Consider the following 12,502-nt stretch of genomic DNA (forward strand, 5'->3'; position numbering starts at 1 on the left):
TGCTAGTATTGGATTAAGTATAAAACCATAGTGGGGATGCTGTCTTGGTCATTATTTGCTATAGCTCAATGTAAGTTAAATTAAGGAAGGACGCCCTGATGGATCAGGGCGTGTCTGTAGTGATGTCATCTACCCGTTAGCTGCTTCACTCTCTTTTTTTCGCACGCCACGCCACGTCGCGGTTTAGCGGTTGTGGTGCTTACATTGGATCGTGATATTAGGATTTGTCGATGGTCATTTTACGTAATGTTCTATCGCGTTTTATCCGATGGTGGTATAGCGCGGCTAAGGCGTGTCCTGCAATTAAAATCCATGCTAACCATGCGCCGAGTATATCTTTGTGGATAAAATCGATGGGCTTCTCAAACGCTTTAAACGTTAGGCCTAAGCCATCCTGCACAAGGGAGGTAAAGAGTTGGGTATCTTCAAATTTTGGTATATCAAATAGAAAGAAGTATTCGGTATTTGCGCCAGTCCCTAAATAGCCTGTGAGAGGCATGATGATCATTAGGGCGTAGAGCGCATAATGGCCTAGGTGGGCTGCTAGGTGTTCCAGTTGTGTGCCGGGTTCTAACGTCGGTTGGCGGTTGGTTAAGCGCCAGACAACGCGCAATACAACGATAACGGCGATGGTTACGCCAATTGAAAAGTGGAGTTGTAATGCGTTCCAGTTTTCAGGTGTTTTCGCTTCAGTAAACCAGTGTCGATAATACACGCTCATATAAGCGCCTAAAAAAAGCAGAGCGGTCATCCAATGTAACCATTTTGCTATGGAACCGTAGTTGTCGGCGGTGTTTCTAATGCTCATGTAATCCTCCAATGGGGTGGGAGTCTGGCGCTATAGGTCAAGATGCAGTCGGTTGTATGGCTTGATCTAATATAGGGCTGTGATGGATACGCCTTATTTTATGGAAATAGTCATGTCATTAATAGAATGTAACGGGCAACAGTCGATAACGTTTAGTTAAACAATCGCATCGTCGCGATGGTTGAGGTGTTGTTGCTCAAGGGGTGCTGCTTTGGCGCTAACGGGTCATGTTGGCTGAATATGAGGTGATCCGGGGCGAGAGTGCGCCAGTTTCCTGCTTTAACGAATGAGTGTGTCTAGCCGTCGGAGAAACGTGGCATGAGGCGCAATGTCTAGTTACGCTTATCTGCCACGTTACTTAATGGTTTCATTACATGGACCGATTTAAGTTGTTATGCCACTGCTGTTGATAAGTTTTGAGCATTATTCACTTGTGCGACAACATTTTGTTTGATGGTCGTTGATGAGGTGCGTGGGTTATACAGTACCTGTCGGATCTGTTTGCCTGCTGATTTTAAATAGGATTCAACGGCAAGGTTATGGGGGGCTTTTCCCCAGTCTTCGCCAATAACAAAAATATCTGCCTTTAATGCTTCACAGCCAGAGACATATTCAAGTTCATCATAAGGCCGGACAATATCAACGCAGCGCAGTGCGCTTAACATTTCCATGCGCTGCTCAAGTGGAATAACCGGCACGTTGGGTTTGTACGAGTTAACAACGCGGTCAGATGCAACGCCCACAGCCAGAACGCCGCCGAGCGATTTGCAATACTCAAGTAACGCTAAGTGCCCTACGTGTAATAAATCAAACGTACCTACAGTGTAAACAATCATGTTTTATTTAACCTTTATAAAATTATTAATCAGTGTCGGGTAAGCGACAGGGGACTCTCTGTGCAGCGACGTCTATAACAGCTTGTAAGCATAAATAGCTGTTATGCCAAGGGTGTACAGTGCAAGTAAAACCACATGGAGAGGGGTGCCAGAGAGTTTAGGTGTTTTGATCTGAGAGACATTGAGCGCAGCTAAACCTAAGGCGCTGGCGTAGAGAATACCTGCGAAAATAGTGTTTGGAATAATGCCCTCTAGTAAAAAGATAAAAACTAATAAGATGTTGTTGTTATCGAGTGCCAGCCCTGTGTATTTAGATGTATCTGACAAACCGAAGGTGCTGAAGTAACTCAAACGTATTGCGCTGGCCGCGAGCATGAAAAACGCTATAGGTAGCAATAGAGGGTCGAAATGGCCATAGCTTAATATAAGAATCGCAGGTGTAACGCCATAGCTGACAATGTCGATGACTAGATCAAGTTGGCCGCCAAACATACGGTCATTGCCGGTACGTCCCTTCATCTTGCGAGCGACTAGCCCATCAGCCCAATCAAATGCAACAGCCCAGATCATGCCGATCATCGCTGCGTAATAGATGCCAATAATACTAAAATAAAGCGCGAGTACTGTGCAGGCTAACCCTGCGAGTGAGCATAGGTTGGGCAGGTCTTTTACATAGGAAATTATAGCAGGTTGGACTGCGTGGGCGTTTTCAGTATCTGTAGTCATGGTGCTCCTAATAAAGATAGGTATAAATCAAGGATGCACCGGCATCACGTTAAAAAGCGTGAGCAACATCACTGTGTTCTAACGAACAGAGCTACGCTAAAAATCTGGTTGTTCCCATGGAGAGAGAAACGCAAACAGCAGGTGCAAGAAATCTGCTCTAGCTGCTTGTCGCAACTAAAGGATCAATAAGGAGGATAGAGGCGTGTTGGCCAGTAGGCTCGATAGAGGGGGGTGTACCCAGCCACTATACGCTTTATTTGTTGGGAGGCACAGACTTTGTTGTTTAATCCCTCGCCCCTGAGGGTTAGGTCGGGGCTTCATATCCCTGCATGAGCAGCATACTGGCACTTCGCGGCTTATATAGCAGTGAACGGCTTTTTTAATGGGCTACTGTCATTTCTTTTGCAATTCTCATGCAGGCATTCACTTATCGCTTGTTTTTGAATGGGGGAGGTGACTTATTGTATCTACCCTGCAAATGGGTGATTTTTTTCCTCATGTTCATCATCTTCGCCTTCATCATTAATCCAGCGAAGGGCTTCTAACAGTTGAGTGATTTTATAGTGGCGAATTTCGCCGTCCATAAAACATTCGGCGACATTGCTAATCCATTCCATCCACTCGGAGCCGCCGACGATGGCGATACGGTAGAAGTCCTTGGCGTGTGTGCTGCCAAATTTCAGATCTTCCCATAGTGCACCGGCTTCAAATCCTTCAAAGCCTGGGGCGAAGGTGATCAGTAAACGTACGGTTGGGTGGGTGTTTTTTACATGCTCAAAGAGGGGGATAAAGGTCTGGGTATAATCGTCTTGAGTGAGCGATTCGTTCGCTTGTAAAACGATAATGTCGCCAGTTGTTTCAGGAAGTACATAGAGCATAGTGATTATCTTTTATCTATGGATTTAGGTTTATTATAAAGGCAAAAGGGGGTGAGGGTGAATGGATCATGTTTGCCTGTACAAAATTCATAGCAAAGCGAAAACTACTCAATTGCAAAGCGTTGATTGCATGGGTATTCTTATCGGCTTATCTTGCCGCATGTAAGTGCAGATTGGGCGTTTTTTTAAGCCTCTGATCTGGGAAGTTGGTGCGCCCCAAGCCATGGTTGGCTAATGGTAATCCCAACACTGCCCCCGCAACGGTAAATTGGTTAGATTATTTCGTTATACCACTGCATTCGCTGTTTAGCTTTGTTAAGTGCAAAGTTGCCTAAGTTAATGTGGGAAGGTGAAGTAATTGAGATTACGTATTTCATGTCAATGCGCTCTCGCCAATGAGTCCGGATACCAGCTAGATAAACATTTTTTACCATGGTGTTGCGGAGGGCTTCACCGAGTAATCGTTCAGGGTTTCTGGACATACTTATCCTCCCAACTCCGACACATGACTTGTTGGAGATTTTTTCGTGTTTAAAAATATTTTATCGTTTATTGCTATTAGCTTAGCCTCATCCCTTTTCGCCTCTGCGGCTCAGGCCCACTTTCAGATGCTGTATACCCCCGATCTATTACGTGAGCGTGGTGGATTAATTAACCTGAAACTCCCTTTTACCCATCCTGCGGATAGTGGTTATGTGATGGCTGTAGAACCGCCTGAGCAGTTTTATGTGGTGAAAAAAGGTAAAGAAACGGATCTTCTGTCGGGTGTGAAAGCCTCGAAATGGAGCAGTGCCGCAAATACTGGTGATGCTTATGAAGTGGATGCAACACTCCGAGGCCTAGGGGATCATGTTTTTGTGATGCAGATGGCACCCTATTTTGAAGAAGCTGAAAATGTATATATTCAGCAGATTGTTAAAACCATCGTTAATGTTGGTACGTTACCGACTGATTGGAATGAAACCTTAGGTTTGACCGCTGAAATTGTTCCACTAACGAAGCCTTACGGTATTTTAGCGGGAGGGTCATTTACCGGTGTAGTTAAAAGTAGAGGTAAGCCAGTACCTTTTGCAGAGATTGAGGTTGAGTACGTTAATTATGATCCAGATATGAAAAACAATCGTTTTTCTGACACGGCGAACGCGAATCTACCGTCTGACCTATTTATCACAATGACGATCTATGCGGATGCAAATGGTACGTTTACGTTTGGTATCCCTAAAGCCGGACAATGGGGTTTTGCTGCTCTCGGTGTGGGAGAAAAAACAGAGCTTAACGGTAAAGAGCTATCCCAAGATGCAGTGATCTGGGTACAAGCGCATGATTTTAAAGCCGTAAAATGATGCGCCTGATAGGGTGTTACTTGAACAGGTTTCTCAGCCTGGTATGGAGTCGTTATGCATATTGTTGATGGGGCGTTGGCGGTACCTGTACTTGCGGTAGGTGCTGCCTTAACGGTGGCAGGTGTCGCGATTGGTTTAAAAAAGATGGATTATGATCACCTGCCTCAGGTGGGTGTTTTATCTGCTGTATTCTTTATCGCCTCATATATTCATCTGCCCATAGGTTTTTCCAGTGTTCATCTTATTTTGAATGGCTTAATAGGCTTAGCATTGGGCTGGGCTGCTTTTCCTGCCTTATTGGTTGCCTTGTTCCTACAAGCCGTATTTTTTGGCTTCGGTGGTTTTTTAGTGCTAGGGGTCAATACCGTCAACATCGCACTCCCTGCGGTCATGGTTTATTACCTATGTGGAATGGGTATTAGCTCAAGCTCGCCTAAAGTGGCTGCTATATGGGGTGCTATTGGTGGCGCGGGGTCAATTGTGATCACCACCGTGCTGGTGGCGTTCTCGTTAATGCTCTCCGGCGAAGCGTTCTTATTGGCGGCGAAGATCACGTTTGTTGCGCATATTCCTGTGATGATTGTTGAGGGGTTTGTGACTGCGGCGGCGGTGTTGCTTATTCGTAAAGTGAAACCTGAGTTCCTTAATATCAAGGAGAGGTGTGATGCGGTTTAAGTTAATAGCTGCCCTGTGTTTGAGCCTGCTTTCTCTCGGGGTTGCTGCGCATAATGTCGTTGGCGGTGTTTATGCAATTGGTGACCAGATCGAAGGTGAAGTTGGGTTTTCCAATGGGGATATGGCAACCCCAGGTACGGTGGTCAACGTGACGGACAGGCAGGGCAATGAATTAGCCCGCTTAGAAACCGATGATGAGGGAGGCTTTACCTACACGGCGACCCAGCGTATTGATCATCTGTTTTATGCCAATTTAAGTTCTGGCCATATTTTAGAGTTAACCTTGCCGGCTGATGAGTTGCCTGACAGCCTAGCTGCGGTTGGGTCCGTTGAGGTAACTGTGGATAAGGTTGCGGTGCCGAGTGTGTCGACAACACCTATAGCGACTGATCGCCAGGGGTTAGAGCAGATGATTGAGCGTGCCGTGGCAAAACAGGTGGTACCGCTTAGAAAAGAGATCGCCGCATACAAAGAGAAAAGTTCCCTGCAAGATATTATGGGGGGGATTGGTTATATCTTTGGCTTGTGCGGTTTAGGTATCTGGTGGCGTCAGCGTCAACTCGATAAACAGCAGACAGGTTGAGTTAATGCCACAGTTTTTAGAGCACAGCGGCACCTCATGGAAAGGGCAAAAGGTTAAGCACGATCTTTCTGTGATCGATAAGCTTGATCCGCGCCTTCGTGTAATCATGGTGACGCTGTTTGCTTTTGTGACTGTGTTATCAGAGAACTTTTTTGTCTTAGGGGTTGGGGTCTTAGTGGGCCTATTACTGGCACTACTTGCTCAGTTGAACCTTAAGCGTACCCTGCGCCGGGTGATTGCAATGGATATGTTCATGATCTTTTTGGTCATATTGTTGCCTTTTACCACGCCCGGCGAAGCGTTGTTTACTGTGGCGGGTGTATCAGCAAGTAAGGCGGGGTTATTGCACGCATTAATGATATTGCTTAAAGCCCATGCTGTGGTTTTATCCTTGTTAGCCTTAGTGGGTACGTTAAGTGCCACCACTTTAGGCCATGCGTTAGCACACCTTCGCGTACCGGATAAACTGGTGCATCTGTTACTGTTTACGGTGCGCTATTTAGATGTGATTGGGCAGGAATATAAACGGATGCGCCGTGCGATGCAGGCCCGTGCGTTTGTTTTGCGGACCGATATGCACACATGGCGTTCAATCGGTTACTTGATTGGTATGCTGTTAGTCCATTCGGTCGAACGTTCGGAACGTATTATGGATGCCATGAAGTGTCGAGGTTATAAAGGTCGATTTTATCTTTTTGATGATATGGCACTAGGCGCCGATGATTATCGTTTTATGGCGTTGTTTATTCCGTTGTTATGCATATTGGTAGGGCTCAACTTTTTATGATGAACAGGTTATGAGTGATAGAGCTATGTCAGATAAGCCCTTAATTGAGGTGAGAGGATTAAGCTACCGTTATCCTCGTCGAGGTCTTGTGCTTGATAAGGTCGATTTTCACCTGTGCCAAGGCGAACGCGTTGCCCTGACCGGTGCGAATGGTGCCGGAAAAACGACACTGTTACATCTACTGGTTGGCCTTAAAAGAGCCAAATCGGGTGAGATTATTGCCTTTGGTGAGCCACGTAACGATGAGAAATCTTTTATTGATGTGCGCGCCCGTGCCGGTTTTCTATTTCAGGACCCGGATGACCAACTATTCTGCCCAACGGTGTTAGAGGATGTTGCGTTTGGGCCGCTTAACTTAGGGAAAAGCCGTGAGGAGGCCTTGCAGCTGGCAATGGATACCTTAGCCTCCTTAGGTATGGCAGGGTTTGAAGAGCGTATTACACATCAGTTATCCGGGGGCGAGAAGCGGATGATCACCTTAGCGGCGGTGTTGGCGATGGAGCCTGAAGTGCTGCTGTTAGATGAGCCGAGTAATGCGTTAGATAGTAATGCACGTCAGCATCTGATTGATACATTGCAAACCTTACCTCAAGCGATGATTATTATTTCCCATGATGCTGATTTTTTAGCGCAATTAGCCACTCGGGAGGTCACCTTAGAAAATGCCAAGTTGAATCCACTAGCGACTGGGACGGGTATAAATGTGATCTCGGCAGAGCACGAACACGCATGATGACGATCTTTACCTCTTTATCCGGTCGGAATTTTAGGTGGCTGTTTTTAGGCCAAGTTGTTTCCCTGCTGGGCACCGGTTTGACCACGGTTGCCTTAGCATTGTTCGCCTTTGATCTTAAACCGAGCGATGCGGGTTTAGCCTTAGGGCTGGCCTTAGCGATTAAAATGATCGCTTATCTGAGTGTAGCGCCTATTGTGGGTGGGTATGCTAACCGTTTACCTCGACAGAAGTGGCTTGCAGGTTTGAATATTGGGCGTGCGACCTTAGTGGCGCTATTGCCCTTTTGTGACGCGCTCTGGCAGCTATTTGCGGTGATCTTTCTATTAAATATTATGGCGGCTGCTTATACACCGGTGTATCAGGCACTACTACCTGACATTCTTCCTGATGAAGAGTCCTATACCCAAGCGCTGTCGCTATCGCGTTTAGCAATGGAGGTAGAAAGCCTTCTAAGCCCCGCATTAGCGGCATTTATCTTATTATTTACCTCTTATGAGTTGCTGTTCCAACTCAATGGGGTTGCTTTTGCGCTATCGGTGATCTTTATATTTATGGCTACGCTGCCGGAAAGTCAGCGTAATGACCGCAGTGGTGGCGTGTGGCGACATGTTAGTTTTGGTATCAAAAGCTACTTACATACACCACGGTTACGCGCGGTATTGCTGCTTAATTTAGCCTTATCTGCTGCTGGCGCGATGATTATTGTTAATAGTGTAGTCTATGTGCGAGCGGTGCTGGATCTGTCGGAAGAACAAGTGCCGTTGTTAATGGCCTCAGCGGGTTTAGGGTCTATGTTGGCAGCGCTTTTCCTGCCTGCGTTATTAGCGCGTTTTCATGATCGTCGAATGATGTTAGGTGGTGGAACGTTACTGGTGGTTGCGTTGCTGGCGGGGTGTGTCGGACCGAGTTATCTCGGCCTATTTCCTATCTGGTTTGTCATCGGTGTTGGCAGTAGCATGATTTTGATTCCAACCGGACGGGTGGTGCGTCAGTCGTGCCAAGCGAGTGATCGTAATGATTACTTCTCGGCTAATTTCGCGCTGACCCATGGCATGTGGTTGATAGGTTATCTTTTAGCTGGGGGATTAGGTAGCGGATTAGGTATGGGGTTAACCTTTGCTTGTTTAGCCGTGTTGGCGCTTATTGCTACCCTTGTGGCGGCGGTTGTCTGGAAGCCCCATGATCAGTACGAGCTGTGGCATGAGCACCTAGAAATGAATCACCTACACCCCCATGTACATGATGAGCACCATCAACATGAACATGAAGGCTGGGAGGGGGCGGAACCTCATGTTCACCCCCACTACCATACGCAGCAGAAACACCGGCATAAGTTCGTCATTGATGAGCATCATGCTTACTGGCCAAAACAGTAAAGTAGGGTGAGTAGTGTTGCTTCTTGATGCTGCAACTTGGTTACAGGGTATGGAATAGCATGTCTCGGATAACGGGAACCTAAAGGTAGAAAAATGAGTAAAAACAGTTTTCCATTTAGCGCAGTGTTAGGCCAAGAGGGGTTTAAATTAGCGCTTATTTTGTCTGCGATTAACCCCGCTATTGGTGGTGTTGTGATTAGCGGTCCGCGTGGATGTGCAAAATCTACATTGGCGCGGGGGTTAGCTGACCTACTGCCTGCATCGGTAGGTGAAGGCAAGGGGAAAACTGCTGATTTTGTTACGCTGCCGTTAGGTGCCAGCGAAGAGATGTTATTAGGTACCTTAGACCTTGAGCATGTGCTCAATGAAAAAACGGTCCGCTTCAGTCCAGGGTTATTGAGTAAAGCGGATGGGGGCGTGCTCTATGTGGATGAGGTGAACCTACTGCCCGATAACTTGGTTGACCTGTTGCTCGATGTTGCTTCATCGGGGGTCAACTGTGTCGAACGAGATGGCATAAGCCATAGTCATCGCTCAGAATTTTTGTTGGTCGGGACGATGAACCCCGATGAGGGTGAGCTTCGTCCTCAATTGCATGATCGCTTTGGTTTATCGGTTGATTTAGATAATCAATACTTACCGGCGGAAAGGGTAGAGATTGTTAAACGGCGTGAACGGTTTGAGCGTGAAAATCAGCGCTTTTGTGAACATTATCAAGCGCAACAGACAGAACTGCTTCAGCGTATTGAGTCGGCCCGTTTATTACTGAGTAATGTTAGTTGTGATGATGCGTTGCGCTTAGTGATTGCTGAACGCTGTAGTGCTGCACAGGTGGATGGTTTACGGGCGGATATTGTTTGGTATAGGGCTGCTATTGCGCATGCTGCATTTAACCAAAGGGTGGATGTTACACAAGTGGATATTGATGCGGTTGAAACATTGGTTTTAGCCCATCGCCGACAGACAAAAAATAGCGCGAATGATCGACAACCGCCGTCTTCGCCGGAACAGACGCCACCGCCTTCGCCGCAACAGGGTTTTAAACGGCCGGATGATAGCCAGCGTAAAACCGATCAAGGTCAGTCAGAACGTAGGGGCCAAGAAGGTGATTGGGGTGCCATGACGGCTGAAGCCGAACAACAGAAAACCGCAGAAGGTTTAAGGCTCAATTTAGCGCCACTTGTCACTGATCGGGATAAACGCCACTCTGCGATGCGCGTTGGGGTTAAAGAGACCTGTGAGCTGAGTAAACGGCCAGACTGGTTCGCTACCTTAGTTGCTAATTTACCTAGCTGGCCACCTAAACAGTTCCGCTTTCAAACTAAGCGTGCGTCTGACGACCTACTGCATTTTTTGTTGTTCGACACCTCCGCGTCCACGTTGCAGGCAAAAAGCTTTGCCCAGGGTAAAGCGGCGATCTTGCAGATCTCCAATCAGGCTTACCTTGCCCGCGAGCAGATTGCACTTTTTGGTTTTGGTAATAGCCGGGTAGAACGCCTACTCTCAAAAGTGCGTGCGCCAAAAGAGCTGGGTGAATGGTTAGATCAATTAAGTGCGGGTGGTGGCACACCGATGCGAGATGCGTTTATTGAAGCGCAGCGCTATCTGCGTACGTTACTGCGTCAAAACCCACAACTACAGATCCGTAGTTATGTGATAAGCGATGGCCGTAGTAGCAGCTCGCTTGACGGTATTCAACTCCCCGGTGAGCTGGTATGGATTGATACAGAGTTGAGTCAGGTGAAACGCGGTAAAGGCCCGCACTTTGCGCACACATTAAATGCAACCTACTTATCATTAGCAGGAGACAGTCAATGAAAACCCATCAAGAGCGTATGGCAAAAAAGAAAGAGGTGATCGATAAACGTATCGCCAGTGCCACGGAAGAGCGCGGTGTTTTGATCCTGCTAAAAGGTAATGGTAAAGGAAAAAGCAGTTCCGCTTTTGGTACGATGGCGCGTTGTGTGGGACATGGTAAAAAAGCAGCCGTTATCCAGTTTGTGAAAGGGCGTACAGAGACCGGCGAATATAAACTGTTCCGTGATCATGCATTGATTGATTGGCATGTGATGGGACACGGCTTTACGTGGGAAACTCAAGATAAAGAACAAGATATCGCCGCGGCGAAAAAAGCATGGCAGATAGCGGAAGCGCTCTTGCAAGATGATCGTTATGAGATGCTCGTATTTGATGAGATGAGCTACATGTTCAAATATAAATACCTTGAACTGGCCCCTGTGGTTGAAGCGTTGAAAAACCGCCCAAAAAATCAAAACGTCATGATTACGGGTCGAGTCATGCCTGAAGGCTTAGAAGAGATTGCGGATACTATCAGTAGTATTCGGGATGAACGTCATGCGTTTCGTTTGGGTGTGAAAGCGCAAGCGGGAATCGAGTACTAATGACTGATCTATCGAATAGAGTTTCATGCCCGGCTCTCTTTCTTTCTGCCCCCAGTTCGGGTGAAGGTAAAACCACGATCACTGCGGCATTGGCACGTTATTTTAAAGCGCAGGGCAAAGTGGTGCGTGTTTTTAAAACAGGGCCAGATTACTTAGATCCGCAAATTTTAGCGCAGGCGTCCGGTCAGGATGTTGAGCAGCTAGATTTATGGATGGCTGGGGATACCTATTGCCAGCAAAAACTCTTTGAGGCAGCCCAGTCAGCGGACCTCATTTTGGTTGAAGGTGCCATGGGGATGTTTGATGGTGACCCCTCAAGCGCTGATTTAGCGGCCCGTTTTAATATACCTATCGCTATTGTTATGAATGTTAAAGGGATGGCGCAGACTGCTGCTGCGTTAGCGATGGGGATGGCGAACTATCGCGACGATGTGCAGGTTGCAGGCCTAATTGCGAATAACTGCGGTACCGAGCGCCATGCGGAATTGATCCGTAATGCGTTGCCTGAAAACTTACCTTTATTAGCGACCTTAGCAAGAGACCCTGACGTGGCCCTGCCTGAACGTCATTTAGGCCTAGTGCAAGCTGATGAGGTGCGCGATGAGCTAGAGCATCGTTTTACGTTGGGTGCCCAGTGGATAAAAGGGCCTTTAGAGGTTCCTAACGCTATTCTTGAACTGCCCAAGCCTGTTGAGTTTTTTAGCGCAGAGATTGAACCTGTTGCGCCTTTGCTATTAGGTCGGCGAATTGCTATTGCGAAGGATGCGGCATTTAGTTTTATCTATGATGCTAATGTACGTTTGCTGCAAGCGATGGGGGCCGAGCTTGCCTTCTTTTCGCCCTTAAACGATCAAACACTGCCAGAGGCTGATGCCCTTTGGTTACCCGGTGGTTATCCTGAATTACATGCCAAACGCTTATCAGAAAATGACCCTATTAAAACGCAGATAAAAGCGTTTCATGCTCAAGGTAAACCTATCTTGGCTGAGTGTGGTGGTTTTCTTTATTGCCTTGATGATTTAACGGATCTCGATGAGTCGACCTACCCTATGTGCGGTGTTATTACCGGCCATGGCGCTATGCGCGGTAAACGCGGTTGCCAAGGGATGCAAACGGCTCTTTTGCCTGAAGGGCCGGTGCAAGCACATGCACACCACCGTTCCCGCAGCCACGATACGCCCGCGCCTATAGGCTATGGTAAGCGGCAGCGTCACCCTGCACCGGGAGAGGCGATCTATCGTGAAAAGGGGCTAACCGCCAGTTATCTTCATCTGTTTTTTGCCTCTAACCCTAATGCGATTGCTGCTATTTTTAATGGCCAATCTGCATCACAGCCTTTGTAGGGAGTCGTA

The 12,502-nt window shown here is 47.3% G+C and carries 13 protein-coding genes and 1 riboswitch; of the genes, 9 read left to right on the plus strand and 4 right to left on the minus strand.

Features of this window, described 5'->3' with window-relative positions; all coding sequences use genetic code 11:
* Window positions 1–217: 217 nt before the first annotated feature.
* The 4 genes from A3773_RS04265 to A3773_RS04280 form a co-directional block, all read right to left on the minus strand.
* A complete protein-coding gene (locus A3773_RS04265; RefSeq protein ID WP_067983425.1) occupies window positions 218–808 on the minus strand; it encodes a cytochrome b in 591 nt (196 codons plus the stop codon).
* 392 nt (window positions 809–1,200) lie between these two features.
* Window positions 1,201–1,644 (minus strand): FAD synthase family protein, encoded by a 444-nt coding sequence (locus A3773_RS04270; protein ID WP_067983427.1) that lies wholly within the window; start codon window positions 1,642–1,644, stop codon window positions 1,201–1,203.
* A gap of 72 nt (window positions 1,645–1,716) precedes the next feature.
* Window positions 1,717–2,370, minus strand: a complete 654-nt coding sequence (locus A3773_RS04275; protein ID WP_067983429.1) for a CDP-alcohol phosphatidyltransferase family protein — start codon at window positions 2,368–2,370, stop codon at window positions 1,717–1,719.
* A 467-nt stretch (window positions 2,371–2,837) separates the two neighbouring features.
* Window positions 2,838–3,248, minus strand: a complete 411-nt coding sequence (locus A3773_RS04280; RefSeq protein ID WP_067983431.1) for a SpoIIAA family protein — start codon at window positions 3,246–3,248, stop codon at window positions 2,838–2,840.
* Between the two features lie 158 nt (window positions 3,249–3,406).
* Window positions 3,407–3,679, plus strand: a riboswitch (cobalamin riboswitch).
* A gap of 96 nt (window positions 3,680–3,775) precedes the next feature.
* Between A3773_RS04280 and A3773_RS04285 the strand changes: the two genes are divergently transcribed.
* From A3773_RS04285 to A3773_RS04325, 9 genes are all read left to right on the plus strand, one after another.
* A complete protein-coding gene (locus A3773_RS04285) occupies window positions 3,776–4,591 on the plus strand; it encodes a DUF4198 domain-containing protein (RefSeq protein ID WP_082800545.1) in 816 nt (271 codons plus the stop codon).
* Window positions 4,592–4,645: 54 nt separating this feature from the next.
* Window positions 4,646–5,266 carry a cobalt transporter CbiM gene (gene cbiM / locus A3773_RS04290; protein WP_067983433.1) on the plus strand — a complete coding sequence of 207 codons (621 nt, stop codon included), beginning with the start codon at window positions 4,646–4,648 and terminating at the stop codon, window positions 5,264–5,266.
* Window positions 5,256–5,849 (plus strand): NikL family nickel/cobalt ECF transporter subunit, encoded by a 594-nt coding sequence (locus A3773_RS04295; protein ID WP_067983435.1) that lies wholly within the window; start codon window positions 5,256–5,258, stop codon window positions 5,847–5,849. Before cbiM ends, A3773_RS04295 begins: the two co-directional genes overlap by 11 nt.
* 4 nt (window positions 5,850–5,853) lie before the next feature.
* Window positions 5,854–6,636, plus strand: coding sequence for a cobalt ECF transporter T component CbiQ (cbiQ, locus tag A3773_RS04300; RefSeq protein ID WP_067983437.1), 783 nt, complete (start codon window positions 5,854–5,856; stop codon window positions 6,634–6,636).
* A 10-nt stretch (window positions 6,637–6,646) separates the two neighbouring features.
* Window positions 6,647–7,369, plus strand: a complete 723-nt coding sequence (locus A3773_RS04305) for an energy-coupling factor ABC transporter ATP-binding protein (protein WP_231902141.1) — start codon at window positions 6,647–6,649, stop codon at window positions 7,367–7,369.
* Window positions 7,366–8,748 (plus strand): MFS transporter, encoded by a 1,383-nt coding sequence (locus tag A3773_RS04310; RefSeq protein ID WP_231902142.1) that lies wholly within the window; start codon window positions 7,366–7,368, stop codon window positions 8,746–8,748. The genes A3773_RS04305 and A3773_RS04310 overlap by 4 nt, the downstream gene beginning before the upstream one ends.
* Before the next feature lie 93 nt (window positions 8,749–8,841).
* Window positions 8,842–10,566, plus strand: a complete 1,725-nt coding sequence (locus tag A3773_RS04315; RefSeq protein WP_067983443.1) for an AAA family ATPase — start codon at window positions 8,842–8,844, stop codon at window positions 10,564–10,566.
* A complete protein-coding gene (gene cobO / locus A3773_RS04320) occupies window positions 10,563–11,150 on the plus strand; it encodes a cob(I)yrinic acid a,c-diamide adenosyltransferase (protein WP_067983445.1) in 588 nt (195 codons plus the stop codon). The genes A3773_RS04315 and cobO overlap by 4 nt, the downstream gene beginning before the upstream one ends.
* A complete protein-coding gene (locus A3773_RS04325; protein ID WP_067983447.1) occupies window positions 11,150–12,493 on the plus strand; it encodes a cobyrinic acid a,c-diamide synthase CobB in 1,344 nt (447 codons plus the stop codon). Before cobO ends, A3773_RS04325 begins: the two co-directional genes overlap by 1 nt.
* Window positions 12,494–12,502 lie beyond the last annotated feature (9 nt).

This window comes from Neptuniibacter pectenicola (assembly GCF_001597735.1).
GTDB classification, from domain to species: Bacteria; Pseudomonadota; Gammaproteobacteria; order Pseudomonadales; family Balneatricaceae; genus Neptuniibacter; species Neptuniibacter pectenicola.